Source organism: Virgibacillus sp. CM-4 (assembly GCF_000445495.1).
Lineage (GTDB): Bacteria > Bacillota > Bacilli > Bacillales > Amphibacillaceae > Virgibacillus > Virgibacillus salexigens.
Window position 1 is genome coordinate 522,862 of sequence record NZ_AUQA01000006.1, and the last position, 23,012, is coordinate 545,873.

The 23,012-nt window shown below is 37.1% G+C and carries 18 protein-coding genes; all 18 read right to left on the reverse strand.

Annotated features, from left to right (window positions below; translation table 11 throughout):
• Window positions 1-39 precede the first annotated feature (39 nt).
• The 18 genes from fetB to M948_RS35990 all read right to left on the reverse strand — a co-directional run bounded on the left by fetB (window position 40) and on the right by M948_RS35990 (window position 22,900).
• On the reverse strand, window positions 40-840 hold the full coding sequence (gene fetB, locus M948_RS35910) for an ABC transporter permease (protein ID WP_021291339.1): 801 nt from the start codon (window positions 838-840) through the stop codon (window positions 40-42).
• Window positions 833-1,483, reverse strand: a complete 651-nt coding sequence (locus M948_RS35915) for an ABC transporter ATP-binding protein (protein ID WP_021291340.1) — start codon at window positions 1,481-1,483, stop codon at window positions 833-835. Before M948_RS35915 ends, fetB begins: the two co-directional genes overlap by 8 nt.
• A 274-nt stretch (window positions 1,484-1,757) precedes the next feature.
• A complete protein-coding gene (locus M948_RS35920) occupies window positions 1,758-2,621 on the reverse strand; it encodes a 5'-3' exonuclease (protein WP_021291341.1) in 864 nt (287 codons plus the stop codon).
• Window positions 2,618-6,289 carry a dynamin family protein gene (locus tag M948_RS35925; RefSeq protein WP_021291342.1) on the reverse strand — a complete coding sequence of 1,224 codons (3,672 nt, stop codon included), beginning with the start codon at window positions 6,287-6,289 and terminating at the stop codon, window positions 2,618-2,620. Before M948_RS35925 ends, M948_RS35920 begins: the two co-directional genes overlap by 4 nt.
• Window positions 6,290-6,352: 63 nt before the next feature.
• On the reverse strand, window positions 6,353-6,823 hold the full coding sequence (locus M948_RS35930) for a CBS domain-containing protein (protein ID WP_021291343.1): 471 nt from the start codon (window positions 6,821-6,823) through the stop codon (window positions 6,353-6,355).
• Window positions 6,824-6,931: 108 nt separating this feature from the next.
• Window positions 6,932-7,408, reverse strand: a complete 477-nt coding sequence (locus tag M948_RS35935; protein WP_021291344.1) for a flavin reductase family protein — start codon at window positions 7,406-7,408, stop codon at window positions 6,932-6,934.
• Window positions 7,409-7,598: 190 nt separating this feature from the next.
• Entirely contained in the window at window positions 7,599-9,128 is a 1,530-nt protein-coding gene (locus tag M948_RS35940; protein ID WP_021291345.1) for an acyl-CoA carboxylase subunit beta, read from the reverse strand.
• Between the two features lie 20 nt (window positions 9,129-9,148).
• Window positions 9,149-9,928, reverse strand: a complete 780-nt coding sequence (locus M948_RS35945; protein ID WP_021291346.1) for an enoyl-CoA hydratase — start codon at window positions 9,926-9,928, stop codon at window positions 9,149-9,151.
• Between the two features lie 33 nt (window positions 9,929-9,961).
• Window positions 9,962-10,171: an acetyl-CoA carboxylase biotin carboxyl carrier protein subunit gene (locus M948_RS35950; RefSeq protein ID WP_021291347.1), complete on the reverse strand. Its 210-nt coding sequence runs from the start codon at window positions 10,169-10,171 to the stop codon at window positions 9,962-9,964.
• Window positions 10,172-10,184: 13 nt separating this feature from the next.
• A complete protein-coding gene (locus tag M948_RS35955; RefSeq protein WP_021291348.1) occupies window positions 10,185-11,543 on the reverse strand; it encodes an acetyl-CoA carboxylase biotin carboxylase subunit in 1,359 nt (452 codons plus the stop codon).
• 13 nt (window positions 11,544-11,556) lie between these two features.
• Window positions 11,557-13,191 (reverse strand): AMP-binding protein, encoded by a 1,635-nt coding sequence (locus M948_RS35960; protein ID WP_021291349.1) that lies wholly within the window; start codon window positions 13,189-13,191, stop codon window positions 11,557-11,559.
• Window positions 13,192-13,216: 25 nt separating this feature from the next.
• On the reverse strand, window positions 13,217-14,359 hold the full coding sequence (locus M948_RS35965; RefSeq protein WP_021291350.1) for an acyl-CoA dehydrogenase family protein: 1,143 nt from the start codon (window positions 14,357-14,359) through the stop codon (window positions 13,217-13,219).
• Between the two features lie 53 nt (window positions 14,360-14,412).
• The gene (locus M948_RS0121960; RefSeq protein WP_031335546.1) at window positions 14,413-15,033 is read right to left on the reverse strand and encodes a TetR/AcrR family transcriptional regulator; all 621 of its coding nucleotides are present in this window, start codon (window positions 15,031-15,033) and stop codon (window positions 14,413-14,415) included.
• A 164-nt stretch (window positions 15,034-15,197) separates the two neighbouring features.
• Entirely contained in the window at window positions 15,198-17,648 is a 2,451-nt protein-coding gene (gene parC / locus M948_RS35970; protein ID WP_021291352.1) for a DNA topoisomerase IV subunit A, read from the reverse strand.
• 26 nt (window positions 17,649-17,674) lie between these two features.
• Window positions 17,675-19,639 (reverse strand): DNA topoisomerase IV subunit B, encoded by a 1,965-nt coding sequence (parE, locus tag M948_RS35975; RefSeq protein ID WP_021291353.1) that lies wholly within the window; start codon window positions 19,637-19,639, stop codon window positions 17,675-17,677.
• A gap of 237 nt (window positions 19,640-19,876) precedes the next feature.
• A complete protein-coding gene (locus M948_RS35980; RefSeq protein ID WP_021291354.1) occupies window positions 19,877-20,293 on the reverse strand; it encodes a CoA-binding protein in 417 nt (138 codons plus the stop codon).
• Window positions 20,294-20,306: 13 nt separating this feature from the next.
• Complete coding sequence (locus tag M948_RS35985; protein ID WP_021291355.1) at window positions 20,307-21,836, reverse strand: ABC transporter permease/substrate-binding protein; 1,530 nt, start codon at window positions 21,834-21,836, stop codon at window positions 20,307-20,309.
• Window positions 21,833-22,900, reverse strand: coding sequence for an ABC transporter ATP-binding protein (locus tag M948_RS35990; RefSeq protein WP_021291356.1), 1,068 nt, complete (start codon window positions 22,898-22,900; stop codon window positions 21,833-21,835). Before M948_RS35990 ends, M948_RS35985 begins: the two co-directional genes overlap by 4 nt.
• Window positions 22,901-23,012: the final 112 nt, after the last annotated feature.

A 23,012-nucleotide genomic window follows, 5' to 3' on the forward strand; every position in this document is an offset into this window, starting at 1 on the left:
TAAACGTAATTATGCTTGAAACGTACGTCCTTTGCATAATCAGTCATTTTGTTTTGTTTCTTGTAATTGCGCGCGATGGTTAAAGAAAGTTTTATAAGCTAAATGCAAAAAGATGATAACAGTAATAGACACCGTACCTGCAACACCAAGCATGATAGCGATTTGATATTTAACAGCACTCACCGGTGAGGCACCAGCGATAATTTGGCCAGTCATCATCCCCGGTAAAAATACAATACCCATGCCAACCATGGAGTTAATAGTTGGCAGCATGGCCGAATCAAAAGCTTCATTTATAATCGAATGGGATGCTTCCTTCGGTGTCGCTCCAAGCATTAATGCTCCCTCTACTTTTGCTTTCTGTTCTCTCATTCCTATTAATAGTTGATTAACTCCTAATGTGATCCCCGTCATTGCATTACCAATAATCATTCCCCCAATCGGGATAAAGAGTTGAGGATTATACCATGGATCTAGTTGTAATACGACAAATAAAAAATAAATCATACTAATCGAAATACCTAGAACCATTGCTACTGCTACTGTTTTCTTCACAGATATATTAATAATGACATTCGCTCGCTTAAACACATTATAAATTGCAAATCCCAACATAAACAGTACGATGACAATCGTAACAATCGGGTGTGGATGTTCAAAAACTATCATTAATAAATAACCGACTAAAATTAATTGTACGGTCATACGTAACGTGGAGATAATAATTAATTTCTCTCTCGGTATTCCCTTTACTCGAACAATGATCCATAAAATAACAATAAATACATAAGCAAAGAGTAATTGCCAAAGTGTAAGATCAATTGCATCTGACTCACTCATTCGAATACTCCTTTCGATCAAGCGACAGAGAGTATTGATTCATATCGATCGTTGCATCAGCAATTCTTTCAGCTAATTGCAAATCATGCGTAATCATTACCATCGTTTTATTTGATTCTTTTACAAATGCTGTAAAGGCATCAATGACTTCAGTCGCAGTCGTATTATCCAATGCTGAAGAAGGCTCATCCAATAAAAACACTTCTGCACTCAATAACATGGCTCTAGCTAATGCCAAACGTTGCTTTTCTCCTCCAGATAAATCATCGGCAGGCATGTCAAGTGATTTATTTAAAAACATCCGATTGAGGACCTGCATTAACTGACTATCTGTTGTTGGGTCCATTCCTGATAAAGTCTGCCCAACTAATAAGTTGTCTCTCACAGTTCCGGGGAAAATTACAGGTGTTTGAGGAACCATGGTAATCATCCGACGTAGTTGAATTGGATCCAACTCAGTAATATCTTGCTCCTTAAAATAGATGTTTCCTTCATCAGGAGAAGTTAACTGATTTAGCAACCTTAGAAAAGTCGATTTACCACTTCCGCTTTTGCCAATGATACATGTTACTTTATTTGCTTCTATTTTAACTTGATCCATCTCTAAAATAGCGTTTACTTTCAAGTTTTCAACTTGCAGCAATTTACCCGATACCACCTTTAATTATCTTATTGCATAGTATTCCTGATTAACTATAAATTATTTTTGATGATTTCGCCAACCCTTCATTACATATGGTGCAGAAGTACCTTACGGCGTATAACCAATACCCCCAGTCCTTCCACTTATACCCTAAAGGGGTATGCGATATACCCCTAACCATTATGAGTTATACCCCCTTTTGTGATGGATTCATCCATGCATAAAAAAATAACTCACAACATCGTGAGTTATTAAAAATTACGATTATATAAAATTAAACTAATTTTTCTAGGTTTTTAAATTCAAGGGACTGAAACTTGTCAGTAATTTTTGTCTTATCATACTTCCAGATTGCATCATCTAAAGTACAGCTTATCGGCACATCACATTTAATTTCAGCTAATGTTCGAGATAAATGGAGCATGTCCAAATTTGCATTTATTTTGGTTTGGACACCTTTTGGAAGCTTGTCTATATTAGTAAGAATATCGTCGATCGTGCCATGTTCTTGAATTAATTTGAGTGCTGTTTTTTCCCCAATACCTTTTACGCCGGGATAGTTATCCGATGTATCTCCCATTAACCCTTTTAAATCGATTATTTGTCTTGGTGTTATTCCTTTCTTTTCGTAAAAGTTCGTATGATCGTATAGTTCATAATTCCCTTGACCCTTTTTCATGATTGCTACACGAATGCCATTATCAACTAATTGTAAAATATCCTGGTCACCTGTTAGAATCGTTACTTCATTATCGATCGCATATTCTCTAGCTAATGTTCCAATGCAATCATCTGCCTCATAATTTTCCAATCCGATATTAGGCATATCAAAACTTTCAACAACCTCTTTGACCAAATCAAATTGTGGTATGAGTTCCACTGGCGGTTCATCGCGATTGGCTTTATAGCCTTCATACATCTCTGTTCGAAATGTTTTACTACCCATATCCCAACAGCAGATGGCATGGGTTGGTTCAAAGGTTTGTACTGCATCTAAGAAGTATCGTAAGAATTGATAGACGCCATTTGTAGGTATTCCTTCACTTGTCTTCATGAAATTTCCACGAAATGCGGTGGCGAAGAAGCCACGGAATAACAATGCCATTCCATCAACAAGCAAGATTTGCTGCTTTTTCATGATTCCCCGTCCTTTTTCTTTATATTGTCTACAATGATTTTAAGTTCTTGTTCTTTCGTAGATAATGTCTCTATCGATATTGTAGAAGTTATCATTGCTAAATAATTTGTTACATGCTGCTGTAACTCTGACCAAAGGTTGTCTTTCATCTCTTTTATTATACCATGCCATTGCCCTTCATAAAATGATTCCATCATCGATTGATTGTCTTGAATATAACGCTTGGCAAAAGGTTGGAAGTTTTCGTAGATCGTTTCTTTCATAACTTCCTTTTCATTCTTTTCAAAGAAAGATTTGGTATTTTTAAACGATCCTAAAGGACGTTCAAATTGTTGAAAGTCAATATCGTCATGCAAAGTACCCTGAAAAGCTGGCGTTTCTATCTCCATTATTTCTGCACCAGGAAGAGAAAAGGAACGATCTATCTGTTTACTTGTTTGGCTGATTTCAGCATAAACAGTCTGAGCCAATTCTTTCATCAGGGACTCTATACGGAGAGAAACGGCTTGCAATTCTCGGATAAGTTCAGATTCGCAATAATTAATTAGGTTTTGTAAACTATCCCATAATTGCCGCTTTGCTTGTTTTCCTGATTCGGTAATTGTTGTTGGATTAAATGTCTCCTTAAACATGTCATGGAAGCGAATGCGAAGTCGTTCCATCACATAATATAGTTGTTTTTCAATTTTTTGATTGATTTGTGTCAAATATGTTTTGGTATGGTAATTCGTTATCACCTCTTGGATCTGCCTTTGTTTGTCATCCTTCTCTTGTTTTAGCGTATCTTTTTGTTGCTGATCGAGTCGCTGTGATTCGATATAGTAGGTCAATTGATCATAGGTTCGTACTATATCCCACTTTGCCGAAGCAATCGTCAGTTGAGTTAAGTCATAGTGAATAAATTGATGAAACGCATCTTCAAAATGCTGCATCTCTGGATTCAGTGGTTTGTTGTTTTGTTTATCACCTAGTGAATTTCGGCTAGATATCGGATACAATCTGGGAAAACGTATCCCTAGTTGTTCTAGTTGCCCTTTTACATAATTCATAACAAGTTCTAACTCTTGTTGATCTTCCGCTAAATCCGAAGCATTGACGATAAAGAACATCTTATCCAATTGGAATGATTCTTTGACTCTTCCTAGTTGCATCAGGAAATCTTTATCTGCACGATTAAGTGCATGGTTATAGTAAGTAACATAAAGGATAGCATCCGCATGTTTAATGTATTCAAAAGCAACATTCGTATGACGAGCATTAACTGAATCTGCACCTGGTGTATCTACCAATCGAATACCTTGACGTGTTAATTCACAGTCATAATAAAGATCAATTGACTCCAAATAACATGCTTTGGTTTCATCCGTTACATAAGAAGGAAAATCATCTAGTCTCAAAGCAATCGTGTCATTTATACGGTGTTTCATATTTTGATAACCGGTAACAACTGCTTTTAAATATGCTTGGTACATATAATCTAAAGAATCATCAAGATATAACTCCTGTTCTGTAATCCAGTCTATTAATTCAGGAAGTTGATCAACCTTCGGAGCGAATTTCTGCGTAATGGTTTTAATATCTTTTTCCAATGATTCTTGTGATTTCACCTTTACTTGAACCGTGCCGTGTTCAAATTCTTGATTAACTGGGTTAATTCGGTTTACCGTTGCTGTTGTAGGATTAGGTGATACAGGAAGTACACCTTCCCCTAATAATGCGTTAGCAAACGATGATTTCCCAGCACTAAATGCCCCAAATAATGCAATTGTATAAGAACGATCCTGGAGCCGGCTTTTTTTAGCATGTAAATCTGAAACAAATGAATGAAATCCAGGAAGATGATAAATTGTGTTCGTTGTACGTTCGAGTGCATCAATGATTCCATCTACCGTATTCGTTGACTGAATAGATGTGCTTGCTTCTTCCTCCTTATCATTCCCTTTGTTCGAAGCAGATTTTTTGGTTGATAATTTCGTTAATTGTTGTCCTTGAATAATGGATTGCTGCAATTCACTTAATTGATCTTCCATCACCTGAATACTCGATGTCATGGAAGGCTGTTCTTCCGTCCATAATTGTTTAATTTCTATTTGCTTTTTCTCCAGTTCCTCTTCAACCATAGCATAATTTTGTAATCTGCTGCGGACTGCTTGTAAATTTGTTAATTGTTGTTGTAGACCATCTATCGTTTGTTTATTTGTATGCTGAATATGTGTCGCTATTTCTTCCCATAAATCATTTGCTTTTTGTTTATATTTACTTTTGATTGTAGCTGCAAGGTCATTGGTGTAATGAATCACATAGTCGCCGTTTAAAGTAGCTCCTTGTTTCATAACCTTGTCAATATCTTTTTGATCGATGGAAATAACAAAGTGCTGTAATACCTCGTGTAATTTAGCATCATCTAGGTGATATTGCTTAAGCATAGTCATCCATTTATCGCGAAGCTTCCATTGCAGCGAAGTATCTGCCGTTTGCTGTAGATGATTTAAAAAATATTCTGTTCGTTGTCTTTTTTCTTCTTCGGTCTTTTTCTTTGACCCAAACAATCCGACCTTAAAGTCTCGTTGTTTTGATTCTAAATAGGAAGCAGCTTTATCTCTTAAATCGGCTGGCATTAGATACGCATTCTTCAATGATTGATTTAATTCTTCAAAGAATACATCCTTTACGTGATCTTCTTTATTTTTCCAATCGTTTATTTCGCGTTCCAATGCTTTTACCTTGGATAATTCTTGCTGTTGTTCAGGCTTAATCCGATACATGGCTAGTTGATCTTCGTATTGAGATTGCAAATAAGCACTATGTTGGTTAATGATGTTATCTACTGCGTGAATGGAATGTAACAGCTCTTGTTTGTTATCGGTTAGCAATAGTTGTAATTGCTGCTTTATTTGATGAAATTGATTATGAGGTACATCCGCATCCTTTAAAGAAGAATAGAAAATTTTCTCTGGCATAATATGCCATAAATCAAACGTTTGTTTAATACTGGCGACAAAATCTTTAAAAGCCAGCTCCTCTTCCTGATGTTTATCAATTTGATTAATAATAATGTAGAAAGGAATCGATTTTTGTTGTAGATCCTTTAAAAACTGCAAATTGACCTCTGATTGTACATGATTATAATCCATGACATAAAACAAAGCATCCATTAGATGTAAGGATGCTTCTGTCATCAAACGATCGGCATCATCCGCTGCATCTATCCCTGGGGTATCAATTAATGCTGTTCCCTTTGGTAATAACGCTTGTGAAGATCGAATCTCTAACTTACGGATCGTATCTTTATCCGTTGAATATTGTTTAACCATATCCATATCATATGGCTCTTGATATTCTACAGGTTGTTCATGATGATAAAATACACGAAGTGTCCCATTACCAGACATAACTTTAACAATATTAGCGCTTGTGGGAATTGGACTATTGGGTAAGATTTCTTTTCCTAATAATGCATTAATCATGGAAGACTTTCCAGCAGAAAAATGTCCGGCAAAACAAATCATTAGTTCCTGCTTTTTATATTTATCATAAAGGTCAAGTATTTTCTTTGCACGTTCCGTATCCTTATTATCAAGTATTTTTTGATATAATGCTGCTAATTGATGTAATAATTTTTCAGTCGAATCCATTGTTACATAACGGCCCATTTTTTCCTCACGCATCCCTTATCCTTTTTACTAGCGTCTATTATACGAGATAACTGTATATATTTCTACTGGTTATATCTACGATTCATCATGACGAACTAATTGATCTGTAATGAACCGAATAACATCCCCTCTACTAATAACTCCTTTTACTACATCGTCTTCTGTAACAACAGGAATCTTTTTAAATGCATGGCTGGAGAATATCTTAACGGCCTCTTCAAAGTTTGAATCTGGATGCACCGTAATAATCTGCTTGTTTCTCATTAGCTCCGTAACATTCATCGTTAAAGCAGCATCTAACTTTTGCTGGAAATTTTGAATTCGATCAATCATCACATGTGCATATAAATCGTACACTGTTCTCCCATTTGGTTGTAAATACCGGATGACATCTCCATCTGTCAGCATACCAATTAATTTCTTATCTTGATTGATGACAGGTACGCCGCCTATCTTATTTGTTGAAAGAACGGTTAAAAGTTCCTTTATCGTTGTTGCAGGTGTCACATATATGACATCCTCTATCATAAAATCGCTAATCTTCATGTAAATCCCTCCATTATCGCTTGCATATATTACTGTTATTGACTTTCAGAGGAAAAATATACAAGTCAAAAAATAACTACCGCTATCGCATTTAGCAAGTAGTTATGTTTATTTAAGTATTTCACTTAGCTTGCGATAGTTTCCTCCGTAAAATATAGATGGGTTCCCTTCATTTTGGTTTATTGCAGTCACTTCCGCAATAAATATCATATGATCTCCTGCTACAACTTTTTCGTTTACTTCACAAGATAGGGTAGCTAACGAACCGTTGATGACTGGAACATCTGCTTGTTGCACAAATGGGATAACTCGGTTTCCTTGATCCAGCTGTCTGGCAAACACCTTTGATAGCTCTGCCTGTTCTTCTGCTAGGATACTGATGCCGAATGCCTTTGTTTCTTGCAGTTTCTTATACATACGTGCATTCTCATCAATGGAAATAGCAATTAACTTAGGGTCTAATGATACAGACATAAATGCATTTACTGTCATGCCGATTATTTCACGATGGTAATTTGCCGATACAACAGTAATACCAGTTGCAAATTGTCCCATCACTTTCCTGAAACTTCGATTATCCACCATTTTGCTCCCCCGTTCCTTCGTGATTCTACTTCTAGAATACCATTTATATAGATAGAATTAAAAGTTATCATTAGTTTACATAATATTTTTATGGTTAATCAAAATAGTTGATGATAACATAATGTATGTTGATTTAGTTACTTTTGATACAAAGTATAAAAAGGTAGCACCATCAAGTGCTACCTTCTTATTATACGGGATATACCCCATGTTTACGTTCTGTGAATGTAACGCTTTTTGAATCATAAAGGGAATATCGTTGAATTAACTCATCTCGTAATTGCTCCGGTTTAATGACTCCGTCAATTACCATTTCAGATGCTAATCGATAAATATCAATGTTTTCTTTATATTCCTCTTGTTTTTCTTTAATAAATGCTGCACGATCTGCTTCCGGTAATTCCTGTATTTTATTGGCATATACAGCATTTACTGCCGCTTCTGGACCCATAACAGCAATTTGAGCAGTTGGTAAAGCTAAGCAGCAGTCCGGCTCAAATCCTGGTCCGGCCATTGCATATAACCCTGCTCCATAGGCCTTACGGACAATAACAGAAATTTTTGGAACGGTTGCCTCGCTCATTGTTGCAAGCATTTTGGCTCCATGCCGAATGATACCAGCACGCTCCACCTTTGTACCAATCATGAATCCAGGTACATCAACTAAAAACAGAAGCGGGATATTAAATGCATCACATAGTTGCACAAATTTTGCTGATTTATCAGCAGAATCTGGAAAAAGAACGCCCCCTTTCATACGTGGTTGATTAGCAATAATCCCAACAGCTCGACCATCCATTCGAGCAAGTCCAGTAATTAATTCAGGAGCAAACTTTTTCTTAATTTCACAAAAACTTCCTTCATCAATAAGTTGATCAATGAGATCATACATATTAAATGGCACATTTTGATTAGTAGGGATTAAATCCGCCAAATTTTTCTCTATTTGTTTAACCCCTTTTTTATCTTTAACTGTAGGTTTTTCTCGGAAATTTTTTGGAAAATAGTCTAAGTATTTTTGTGTATATGCAATGGCCTCTTGTTCTGTTTTAACTAGTACATCGCCAACGCCAGACACAGAACAATGCATCATTGCTCCACCCATTTCTTCCAACGATACTTTTTCACCAATTACCTTTTCTGCCATACGGGGGGAGCCCAAGTACATCGATGCATTTCCTTCAACCATAATAACAATATCACAAAATGCCGGTATGTACGCACCTCCAGCAGCGGATGGGCCGAACAATAAACAAATCTGTGGTACACGACCAGAAAGCTTGATTTGATTGTGAAAAATTCGACCAGCACCTCTTCTTCCTGGAAACATTTCTACTTGATCTGTTATTCGTGCACCAGCTGAGTCAACTAAATAAATCATTGGTATTTCCAATTTCTCGGCAGTTTCTTGGATGCGTAAAATCTTTTCTACTGTTCTTTTTCCCCAAGATCCTGCCTTAACCGTGGAATCATTCGCCATTACACAGACAGATTGGCCATTAATCTTGCCAATGCCTGTAACTACGCCATCAGATGGTAATGATTCGTCCATACAATTTGCAAAGAACGCATCTTCTATATTCATGCTTTCATCAAATAACCGGCGAAGTCTCTCACGAACAAATAATTTACCTTTTTCTTCATTTTTTTGATGGTATTTTGCTTGCCCACCTTGGCTGATTTTGCTCACTCTATCTTGAAATTCTTCCAAATAAGACATGTTGCCCAAGCCTCCTGATTCTAAATTCCCTCATAGTTAGGCATTCGTTTTTCACGGAATGCAAGTAATCCTTCTGTTCTATCTTTAGTAGAAATGGTTTGCTGATAAGCTAGTTGTTCCAATACTAGCCCTGTCCTTAAATCAGTCTCCATTCCTTGATTAATTGCTGTTTTTGCTTGTTTTAATGCAACTGGACCATTGTTAGCTATCGCTTTTGCAAGCTGTAGAGCTGTCTCGTCTAACCGTTCTGATGCACATAACTCTTCTATTAGTCCAATGGATAAAGCTTCATCAGCTGTAACCCGTTTTGCACTATAGATGAGGCGCTTTGCTTGCCCAGTACCGATAAGCCTTGGTAATCGTTGTGTGCCGCCGGCTCCTGGAATAATTGCTAAAGAAGTCTCCGTTAATCCCATTTTTACATGGTTGGCAGCTATACGGATATCACAAGCTAATGCCAATTCTAAACCGCCACCGAAAGCAACCCCGTTTAGAGAGGCGATGACTGGCATCGACATATTCTCAACCGCAGTTACTGTTTCTCCTATGGATGTAACTGCTGCAACCACCTCTTGGTCAGACATCCCTGCTCTTTCTTTTAGATCAGCTCCGGCACAAAAAGCTTTATCACCAGTGCCAGTAATTATGGTACAAATTACTGATGGATTCTGTTCAATTAGTTGAATAACTGAATAGAGTTGTTCTAACAGAGATTTAGACATTGCATTAGCGGCTTCCGGCCGATTTAATGTGACAATGGCAATTGAATCAATATATTCCAATTTTACAAGAGAATTCATTCAAAACCTCCCCCTAATTATTAGATAGTCGATTTATTCAATAACTGCGATGACATCCCCTTCGTTGACGAAATCCCCTTCAGCAACTTTCAGTTCCTTAACTGTACCAGGTGAGTCTGCAGGGATAGGAATTTCCATTTTCATCGACTCTAGTATGACAACATCCTGACCTTCTCCAACAGATTCTCCTTGAGCTACTGCAATTTTCCATACACTTCCAGCCATTGTTGCTTTTATTTCCATCCTCGATTTCCTCCTATTTAGTATTTTCTACTTCCGTTAAATAATATTTATCTACAAAATTAGTAGCCGTATTCCCTCGTTTAAACTGTTCATGATCAGCAATTACTTTTAACATCGGCAGATTTGTTTTAATTCCATCAATTCTGTAGTTCATAAGCGCTTCTTTTAATCGTTTTATAGCTTCTTCTCTGGTTCTGCCATAGACAATTAATTTTCCTATCATCGGATCATAAAAAGGGGTAACATCGTAGCTATTTTTTACAGCAACCTCATTTCGTATATAGGGACCCTCCGGATATTCGAAATTGGTAATATGTCCAGGAGAAGGGAAGAATGTATTCGGGTCTTCCGCATAAATACGTGCTTCTAATGCATGCCCATTCATTGACAAATCTTGTTGATAGATAGATAATGTTTCCCCATTTGCGACTTGAATTTGTTGCTCGACAATATCTAATCCCGTAATTTCTTCAGTAACAGGGTGTTCCACTTGGATACGAGTATTCATTTCTAGAAAGTAAAAATTCTCTTCTTCATCTACTAGGAATTCAATCGTTCCGGCATTGGTGTATTCTATGGCTTTTACAGCCTTTACTGCGGTTTCTCCCATTAGATTTCTTGTATGCTCCGAAATAAAAGGGGATGGCGCTTCTTCAATGACCTTTTGATTCCTCCGTTGAATTGAACATTCTCGTTCAAATAGGTGAACTGCGTTTCCGAAATGATCTGCTAAAATCTGTATTTCTATATGTCTCGCATTTTCAATCTTACGTTCGATAAACATGGAACCATCACCAAAAAAAGTTAAAGCACGTTTTGAATTATGTTCAAAAGCGGTCTGCAGCTCGTTTTCTGAATGAACCACTTGCATTCCTATGCCGCCTCCGCCCGCAGATGCTTTTAACATAATTGGATACCCGATCTCCCGGGCAATGTTTTTAGCTTCTTCAATTGAATTTACTGCTTCTTTCGTTCCTGGTACAATCGGAACTCCTGCCTGCTCCATCGCAGTCCTTGCCGCAATTTTACTGCCCATTTGTCTAATAACTTTACTATTAGGACCAATAAATAATATCCCAGCTTGCTCGCATTGTTCAGCAAACGTTCCGCTCTCACTCAAGAAGCCATACCCGGGATGGATAGCATCTGCCTTTACTTCCTTTGCAACCGTTATAATTTTTTCTACATTTAAATAACTTTCATTTACTCGTGGAGGACCAATCAAGTAGCTTTCATCAGCCATATCCACATGAGGAGAGTTTACATCAGCCTCCGAATACACACTTACTGTTCGTATGTTAAGTCGTTTGCATGTGCGAATGATTCGAGACGCTATTTCACCACGATTAGCAATTAGTATCTTTTCAATCATTTTCAAATCCCTCCTACTTCTGAAATTGCTCTATAGCCATTTCTTTCAATTTATACTTTTGAATTTTACCACTCGCTGTCATCGGATACTCCGAAACAAATTCAATATACTTCGGTATTTTATGCTTTGAGATATTTCCTTCACAAAATGCTTTTATTTCATCTGCGGTGATCATGTTATCGTTTCGCTTCACAATCCAGGCCATGACTTCTTCACCGTATTTTTGGTCAGGAATACCAACAACCTGAACATCTAATACATCTGGATGTTGATATAAAAATTCTTCAACCTCTCGTGGATAAATATTCTCACCACCGCGAATAATCATATCTTTTATTCTCCCAGTAATTTTTAAGTAACCATTTGCATGTTGAACAGCTATATCTCCAGTATGAAGCCAGCCTTCTTTATCTATTACTTCATTGGTGGCTTGTTTATTATTATAATAACCTTTCATTACATGATATCCTCTTGTCAGTAATTCTCCCGGTAACCCAACCTCTTGTTCTTCATTCGTACCTGGAACAACCACCTTTACTTCAACATTTGGATGTGCTTTCCCTACTGTACTTACCCGTAATTCAATTGGATCGTCGGTTTTGGTTTGAGTAATTACAGGAGATGATTCAGTTTGTCCATACGCAATGGTTATCTCGTGTGCCCCCATCTTCTCCATTACATTTTTCATAACTTCCATTGGACAAGCTGAACCCGCCATTATTCCCGTTCGTAAGTTGGATAGATTATATTGGTCAAAATTTGGATGATTCAATTCTGATATAAACATCGTTGGCACTCCATGAAGCGCTGTACATTGTTCAGCAGCTACTGCTTCTAGTACCTTCTCCGGCTGAAATTGTTCTAATAATACCATCGTTGTTCCTTTTGATACAGCTGCTAAGACACCAAGTACACAACCAAAACAATGAAAAAATGGTACTGGGATACAAAGTCGATCATGATTGGATAATTTCATACAGTCTGCGATTTGGTTGCCATTGTTTACAATATTATAATGTGTTAACATAACTCCTTTTGGAAAACCTGTTGTACCAGATGTATACTGCATATTGATAACGTCATGAACATTCAGTAATTGTTTGCGTTTACTTAACTGTTCGTCACTCACATATTTACCAAGCTCAATGACTTCATCCCAGCTATATGCAAACGGCTCGTTTGTATCACTTAATATAATAATATTCTTTAAGTATGGTAAATTTGCAGAAATAAGCTGTCCTTTTTCAGCAGTTTCGAGTTCTGGACAGATTTTCTTTAAAATGTCTACATAAGATGTACCTTTAAAGCTTTCGGCTAATATCAGTGTTGTTGCTTCCGATTGTTCTAATAAATAGTGAAGTTCACTTGCCTGATAACTGGTGTTTACAGTTACGAGGACTGCCCCCATTTTTCCAGTTGCGAATTGGGTAGTTAACCATTCAGGTTGATTATCAGCCCAAATTGCCACATTTTCTCCTTTTTCAATTCCTAGAGACATAAATCCTTTAGCTGCCTCATTTACCATTTCATTGAATGCATGATATGACTTACGTAATTGTAATTCTGGATAGATAACTGCTTCATGATCAGGATATAAATCTACTTGTCTTTCTAATAACTCGCCAACAGTTAAATTTAATAAAGCCATGAACGTTATTCCTCCTTTATTTCAATTAACAACCCAATTGTCTTGCAATCACTAATCGTTGAATTTCTGACGTTCCTTCTCCGATTTCTAATAGTTTGGCATCACGTAAATAACGTTCCACTTCATATTCTCGCATATAACCATATCCACCATGAATCTGTATTGCTTGGTTAGCAGCACGAAATGCCGTTTCAGTTGCATAAAGTTTCGCATAAGCTGCTTCCTTACTAAACGGCTTATTATTATCCTTCAGCCAAGCAGCTTTATGTACCATATTCCTAGCTAGCTCAACCTCCATCGACATATCTGCTAGCTTAAATTGGATCGACTGAAAGTCAGATATTGGTTTCCCGAACTGCTTTCTTTCTTTCGCATAAGCCAATGCCTTTTCAAGTGATGCTTGGGCGATCCCTAATCCTAATGCACCAATTGAGATTCGCCCTCCATCCAATGTATGAAGAAATTGTTTAAACCCTTTTTCTGGGTCGCCAAGTAAATTTTCTTTTGGTACACGAACCCGATCAAGCACGATTTCCGCTGTATCAGAACCTCGAACTCCCATTTTGTCATAGTTACTTGTAATGGTAACCCCTTCTGTGTCTGCAGGGACTATAATGGCAGAGATAATATTTCTTCCTCGATCATTCTTACCTGTGACAGCGGTTACAATTAATGTTTTAGCAAAACTTGCATTTGTAATAAAGCATTTCTCACCAGTAATAATATAATGATCTCCATCTAAAGTAGCGGTTGTTTTTGTACCACCTGCATCTGAACCAGCATTTGGTTCAGTTAGACCAAAAGATCCTAATGCTTCCCCTTTTGCTAATGGCAGTAAAAACGCCTGTTTTTGTGCTTCCGTTCCAAAATAATAAATAGGGCTAGCACCTAGTGAAACAGCAGCTGCATAGCTTAGTCCGGTACTTCCACAAACTCTCCCAATTTCTTCTACCGCTAGCGCATACGAGAGTGTATCTCCACCTGAGCCTCCATATGTTTCAGGAAAAGGAATTCCTAATAAACCAAGCTCGCCCATCTGTTTGAAGATATTGAGGGGAAATTGTGCTTCCTTATCAATTTCTATAGCTCTTGGAAGGATAACTTCTTCAGCAAAGTCTCTTACCATCTTTTTAATCATTGCTTGTTCTTTCGTTAGTTCAAAATCCATGTCACTCCTCCTTAACGATATAGACCGACTGGTTGGTCTGTAACTCAACTAAATTACCCTTTATCAACTAATATTGATTCATACGCATGGCTATTAATGTCTTGTTGGAGAATCGCATGTAGAATCAAGTCGACGAAAATGTCGCTAATTTCTTCAATGGAGTATTTGCCAGTTTGTTGATACCATTTATATGTCCAATTCACCATTCCTAATATTGCCATACCAGTTATTTCAACAGGTAAATCCTGGCGAAATTCCCCATTGGCCTTTCCCTCCTGAATGGTTTGAAAGATAAGCTGTTTAAAGCGGTCGCGTTTCTCTTTTATTAACGATTCATATGTTTGCTTTAAATAGATGTTCTCTTGATAAAAGACTGAGATTTGTGGTTTGTAAATATCAAATACCTTTACAAAATCCTTAATGATAGCTTGTAATTTGTTAGTTGGCGATTGATACATATTATTTGCTTGCATTGCCTTATCCAAAACATAGGTAATGAATGTATCATGAATAAGGTAAAGTAATTCATCTTTTGACGAGAAGTGGTGATAAAATCCCCCTTTTGATGTACCTACATCTTCTACAATTTGGTTTACTGTTACTCCATGATAACCGTATTTTTCAAAAAGTAATAAGGACGTTTGTATAATTTTATCTCGTAATTCCGTTTCAATCCCTCCCCCTGTATTTCTTTTTTAACATACCATAGTTACCTGAAAATTTAAAGTGTTATTACTAGTTATAAAGGATGTCAGAATGGTATTCACACAATCATACAAAAAAACCTGTAGAGAAACCAACTATCCGTTCTCTACAGGCAGTTAACAGAAGCTAACTTTTATTCTTCTTTTTCTTCAAAAGGTTTTTGGTACTGCGCATGCTTCCATACCTGAATTACTTCACCTTGTGTATCTGTATCAACAATAAACGAACCATTACTGTATCGATCACTATTCGATAGCTCTAATGGATAAACATGATGTATTTCACCATTTTTCGTTTGAAAGTTAATCGTATCGTGTTCATTTGCTAAGAAAAATCCTCGAATCCGATGGGCTTTTGTTTTGAGTTCACGAAGCATAACAACGCCTCGTTTTGCACGAGTTGATTTCTCAAACTCCTGCAGTTTCATTCGTTTACATGCACCCCGCTGTGTAAGCACTACAAGAGAAGGCTCCGATAAATCATCAAATACTTGTCCATTTACAACGTGCTCACCTTGCTTTAATTGAATTGCTTTTACACCAGCAGCCCGTTGGCCGACTAATGATATATCCCCTTCGTGATACCACAAGCCATATCCTTTATCCGAGGCAATAAACACATCTGAATAGCCTGAAGTACGATGTACATTGACGACTTCGTCATCACCCTTTAAGTTTAATGCAATTAATGCCTTCGAGTATCGTTGGGCATCATAAAGCTTTAGCTGACTTCTTTTTACCATTCCATTTTTCGTAAAGAAAAGTAAATAGTTTTCTTCTTTAAAATCTCGAACGGGAATACACTCAATAATCCGTTCATTTTTTTCAATGGATACAATATTGGAAATATGCTGCCCTATATCTTTCCAACGAATATCTGGCAATTCATGCACCGGTAAATAAATATACTTCCCTTTATTGGTAAATAACAGAATTTTATCTGTCGTATTTAGCTCAATTAAACGAACTAAATGATCGTCTTCTTTCATTGCAAAATCTTCGCCATTCGAAGCACTATAGGATCGTAAACTCGTTCTTTTTATATAACCATCTCTTGTTACAGAAAGTAATACGTCCTCACTTGCCACCATAACCTCGATATCAATCTTCAATTCTTCAATTTCATCTTCAATCTCGGTTAAACGAGATGTGGCAAACGTTTTTCTTATTTTTCTTAGATCTTTCTTGATTGTTTGTAGTAGTATTTTCTCATTTTGTAAAATGTTCTCTAACTCTCGAATTCGTTTTCGGAGTGTCTCTGCTTCTTCCTGTAGAGATGTAATATCCGTATTTGTTAAACGATATAACTGTAACATAACAATTGCTTCTGCTTGAGCCTCAGAGAATGTAAAGTTAGTAATTAATTGCTGCTTTGCATCTTGCTTATCCTTTGAGGAACGTATCGTAGAAATGACTTCATCCAAGATAGAGATTGCCTTCATTAACCCTTCAACAATATGCGCACGATCTCTCGCCTTTGTTAAGTCATATTTGGTTTGACGAGTAACTACTTCTTTTTGATGTGCTATATATGCATCTAGTATTTGATTTAAAGAGAGCAATTTTGGTGTTTTATCTTGTATAGCAACCATATTAAAATGATAGGTGATTTGTAAATCTGTATTTTTAAATAAATAGTTTAAAACACCTTCACTATTTACATCCTTTTTAAGTTCGATGACAACGCGCAGGCCAGTACGATCTGTTTCATCACGTACTTCTGCAATGCCTTCTACCTTCCTATCAATACGAAGCTCGTCCATTTTCTTAACCATATTTGCTTTATTTACTTCATATGGGATTTCGTCAATTACAATTTGTTGACGATTGCCTCGTATTTCTTCTATCTTAGTCTTTCCTCGTACAATTATTTTGCCACGGCCTGTTTCGTATGCCTTTTTAATTCCTTCAACACCTTGAATGATTCCGCCCGTAGGAAAATCTGGTCCTTTGATAACATTCATTAGCTCTTCTGTTGTTACAGAAGGCTTATCAATCTTAAGAATGACTGCATCCAAAACTTCTTGTAAATTATGTGGCGGAATGTCTGTGGCATAACCAGATGAAATTCCAGTTGAACCATTCACAAGTAAATTAGGGAATTTAGCTGGGAGTACAACTGGCTCTTGAATCGTATCATCAAAGTTCGGAATAAAATCCACTGTATCTTTTTCAATATCCCGTAATAATTCAGATGAAATACTTGACAGCCTTGCTTCCGTGTAACGCATGGCAGCAGGAGGGTCTCCATCAATACTTCCATTGTTCCCATGCATTTCTACTAAAACATTACGAACTTTCCAATCCTGACTTAAACGAACCATTGCATCATAAACAGACGAATCACCGTGTGGATGATAATTACCAATTACGGTACCTACTGTTTTAGCCGATTTTCGAAAATTTTTATCATGTGTATTTTTTTCTTCATGCATAGCGTAAAGGATTCTACGCTGGACAGGTTTCAACCCATCTCTCGCATCTGGTAATGCTCTATCCTGAATAATATATTTACTATACCTTCCAAAACGATCGCCAATGACTTCTTCTAATGGAAGGTCTAAATAAGCTTCTGGTTGTGACAATCCAACCCCCCCTAAAAATTGATATTTTATTGTTGCTCTTCTGTATGGATTCTCTCATTTTCTAATATATTACTTTCGTCGTCTAAACCAAATTCAACATTGCCTTCAATCCATTTTCTTCGCGGTTCTACTTTATCTCCCATTAACGTGGTAACTCTTCGTTCTGCTCGAGCTAAATCGTCAATCGTAACGCGGATAAGTGTCCTCGATTCAGGATTCATAGTAGTCTCCCATAATTGATCCGCATTCATCTCACCGAGTCCTTTATAGCGTTGGATAGTATATCCATTTTTAAACGTTTGGATCGCTTGCTTCATTTCCTCTTCATCCCAAGCATAAACGACCTTTTCTTTCTTCCCTTTTCCTTTGGAGATTTTATATAGAGGTGGAAGAGCAATATAAATCTTACCTGCTTCAACCAATGTTCGCATATAACGATAGAAGAATGTTAGCAGCAAGACTTGAATATGGGCACCATCTGTGTCAGCGTCAGTCATGATAATAATTTTGTCATATTGTACATCTTCTAAATCAAAATCTCCTCCGACTCCAGCACCGATGGTATGGATAATCGTAGAAATCTCTTCATTTTTGAATACATCCTGCAGTTTCGCTTTTTCTGTATTTATTACTTTTCCTCGTAATGGTAGAACGGCTTGAAACTTTCGATCTCTACCCTGTTTCGCAGAGCCGCCAGCTGAATCCCCTTCTACTAGATACAATTCATTTCGTTTTGGGTTTTTAGATTGAGCTGGAGTAAGCTTCCCGCTTAACAATGTATCTTTTCGTCTCTTTTTCTTCCCTGTTCGAGCATCTTCTCTTGCTTTTCGAGCTGCTTCTCTTGCTTCTTTCGCTTTTATCGCTTTTTTAATTAATTGACCGGATATATCCGGGTTTTCTTCAAGAAAGTACGATAGTTTTTCGGAAACAATGGCATCAACAGCGGACCTCGCTTCAGGTGATCCTAATTTCCCTTTGGTTTGCCCTTCAAATTGCAACTTTTCTTCAGGTACACGTACAGAGACAATCGAAGTAAAGCCTTCCCTTATATCCGTTCCTTCCAAATTCTTATCTTTTTCTTTTACTAATCCAGCACGTTTCGCGTAATCATTAAACGTTCTCGTAATCGCTGTGCGTGCTCCAGATTCATGGGTTCCTCCATCTTTTGTTCGTACATGGTTAACAAATGACAACATATTTTCTGCAAATCCGTCGTTAAATTGGAAAGCAAAATCAACTTCGATACCTTGTTGCTCTCCTTCAAACGATACAACCTGGTGCAGCGTATCTTTCTCTTCATTTAAGTAATGAACAAATGCTTTTAAGCCATCAGGAAATTGATATTCTTCCGTTTGATTTTTTCTTAAGTCAGTTAACTGTATTTTTAAACCTTTTAAAAGAAAAGCGGCTTCTCTTAACCGTTCGGATAATGTTTCAAAATCATATATAATGGAATTAAAAATAGCTGGATCTGGTTTAAAGTGTATAATCGAACCTTTCTTTTTCGTAGCCCCTTGTTTTTCTAAAGAACCTACTGGCTTACCACCATTCTCAAATCGCTGAAAATACGTGTGGCCATCTCGATGAATGGTAACTTCCAGCCACTCTGAAAGAGCGTTAACTACAGAAGCCCCAACCCCATGTAATCCACCACTTGTCTTATAGCCACCTTGACCAAATTTCCCACCAGCATGCAGCACAGTGAAAATCACCTCTGGTGTAGGTTTTCCTGTCCGATGCATACCAGTAGGTATACCTCGTCCATTATCCGCAACAGAAATACTATTATCCTTATGTATGGTAACTTTTATAACCTCTCCATAACCAGCTAAGGCCTCATCTACAGCATTATCAACGATTTCAAAAACGAGATGATGAAGCCCTCTAAGATCTGTACTTCCTATATACATACCAGGTCTTTTTCTGACAGCTTCCAGACCTTCAAGTACTTGTATCGAGTCATCGCTATATTGAATGGGTTGTTGCGTCACTCCATACCTGCTCCCTTCTACGCTCTCTTGTATACTCTATAATAGAACGAATGTTTGTTTGTGTAAAGTTTCATCAAAGGCGTTACTATCCTATTTTATTACTTTTTCAACGCTATTTGTCAACATTAACCATAAACATGTACCTAAGTATACTACACTTAAGATTAACTTTCATTGATATTCCGCATGGTAATGCGAAAAGGATGACAATCAGTTGCCATCCTTGTGTACAGATCATTATTTTACTAGTACTGCATGGACTACTTTAATGCAGAGATCCATAACTACTGTAAAATCTCGCTGTTTCAAAAAATCAAACGCTTCTTGATTAATAATTCCTTGTTGTGCCCAAAAGACTTTACAATTGGTTTGTGCAGCTTCGTTTGCAATCTCCGGTAAGAATTCCGGTCTTCGGAAAACGTTTATAATATCAATCTTATCTGGCACCTCTGTTAAGGAAGCATATGATGTTTCTCCTAATACTTCCTCTACAGTCGGATTTACTGGAATAATCCGGTATCCCTGCTGCTGCATTATTTTAGCTATTTGATAAGAAGTCCGACCCGGATTATTAGATAAACCAACGACAGCAATTGTCCTGGCATTCGTTAGTATATCCTTTAAAGTTTCATTTGATGGATTTTCCCAAACCATTATACACACCCCTTTATTCTTTATCAAGTAAACCTTGTTCCTGAAGGTATTGTTTTGCTACTTCATGTGGTGTTTGATCTTCGTAGTCTACTTGGTAATTCATCTGTCTCATTTCATTATCGGTAATTTTTCCAGCAAGTTGATTTAAGATTTCTTCTAATTCAGGGTACTTCTCAAGTGTTTCATTACGCATAAGCGGTGCCCCCTGATAAGGCGGAAATAGATTTTCAGGGTCGTCCAAGGAAACTAAGTCTAATTCTACCATATAACTATCAGTCGCATAAGCATCAATGATGTCAACATCTCCTGTTGTTAGCGCATCTTGTCTTAACCCAGGGTCCATTGTCCGTACATTTGCAATATCTAATTGATATACATCTTGCATTCCTACATAACCATCATATCTGTCTTTAAATTCTAATGTAAATCCAGCTGTTATTTGGTCTTCGATTTGTTTTAAATCACCAATGGTTTTTAATTGATACTGATCTGCTAAGTCTTTCGTAGTTGCAACCGCATAGGTATTGTTAAAAGCCATTGGCTTTAAGTACGCCATATCATATTGATCATCCATTCCTTTTTTTGCCTGTGTATACACTTCACTCGCTTCATTACTTTCTGCTTGTTCTTCTAAATGCGTTACGATTGCAGTGCCTGTGAACTCTGGAAAGATATCGATGCTTCCTTGCTGAAGTGCATCAAATACAAAAGCAGTTTTCCCTAGACCTGGTTCTAATTTCACATTTAAATCGGTTTCTTCTTCAATTAATAATTTATACATATTGATTAATATTGCTGGCTCGGCACCTAATTTACCCCCAATAACTAGATCCGCTTGCTTTGAATTATTAAAAATTAATGGGGAAACAACAATTAAAACAGCGATAATAAGCATGGAAATAAATGATTTAAATCCTGCTCTTCTAGATATACGTTCGAAACCTCTTAGAATAAAATCAAGAATAATTGCTAATAATGCCGCTGGAATAGCACCTAGAAGTATTAAATTAACATCTGCCCCTCGATCCAGTCCAAGTAAGATAAGTTCGCCTAGTCCCCCAGCACCAATTAATGCAGCCAAAGTGGTGGTGCCTACAATTAGAACCATTGATGTACGTATCCCAGCCATGATAACAGGCATTGCTATTGGTAACTCTACTTTTGTTAACCGCTTGAGTGAGTTCATTCCCATTCCAGTAGCAGCCTCTTTTAGTGCTGGATCGACTTCTTTAATTCCAGTATAGCTATTTCGTAGAATAGGTAATAGTCCATAAGCTGTTAAAGCTATAATTGCTGGTAATGTACCAATCCCAAAAAAGGGTATAAGGAAGGCCAACACAGCAAGACTTGGTATCGTTTGTAAAACAGCAGATACGCCTATCATGGGTTCCGCTATTTTTGGATACCTTGTTAACATGAGCCCCAACGGTACAGCAATGATAATCGCAATAATTAAAGAAATCAACGATATCTGTAAATGTTCCCAAATGGTCTCCAACAACATACCTTGTCGATTTTGGAATACCGTAATAAAATCACTCATGATTGGACCACCCCATTTTCCATAGTGGTCTTACTCTTTAAGTACGCAACAATGTCTCGATAGCGAATCACACCCACGAGCTTACTTGATTTGATCACTGGGTAGATTGTTTGCTCTGAAGCTTCAATTATTTCGACTGCTTTATAAAGAGGGAGATTATTTTCTAACGTAACACCTTCTATGAAAGATCCATTTTGTACAATTCCCTCATACATGTTATTTTCATCACGTACGATATAAGTAGTCATTTCATTGCATTCGCCTTTTTCAAATACAGATTTCGATATCACAAATTGCTGTGTCTGATCGGCTATCACATCTACCGCTGTTTGCCATGGCGATTTTCGTTCTCCTATAAATGTTTGAACAAATTGAGTTTGAGGTTGAAGAATTAAATCTTGTGGTTTATCAAATTGGACAATTTCTCCACCCTTCATTAAGCATACCCTATCCCCTAAAGCCATTGCCTCATCAATATCATGTGTAACAAACAGAATTGTCTTTTTAATCTCTTTCTGTAATGATTGAATATCCTGCTGTAATTGCTCTCTGCTGATAGGATCTAATGCACTAAAGGGCTCGTCCATCAAAATAATATCTGGGTCAGCTGCCAATGCTCTAATTACACCGATTCGTTGTTGTTGACCACCTGATAATTCTCTAGGCATCCGTTTTTTAAATGTACTTGGTTCAAGTCCTACCATATCCAATAATTCACTCGTGCGTTTTTGTATATCCTTTTGTTTCCATTTTTTCATCTCAGGAACAACTGCAATGTTCTCTTCAATTGTCATATGTGGAAAAAGTGCAATTTCTTGAAGTACATAACCAATATTCCAGCGAAGTTCATGAATATTAAAACCATTAATCCTCTGATCGTTTATGGATATCTCCCCCGATGTTGGTTCAATTAATCGATTTACCATTTTCATCGTCGTTGTTTTCCCACAACCACTTGGTCCAATCAGGGTTACCATTTCTCCTTTATCTACCCGAAAAGAAATGTCTTTAATCGCTTCGGTTCCATCTGGATATTTTTTCTTCACATGATTAAATTCAATCATAACTTCCTCCTTAGCCTCTCCTTTTAACACTATCATAGAGCATTATAGTGATTTCCCACAATGAAACGATTCCAAACATATTTGAAATTATGGTTCTTAAAACCTTGACTTC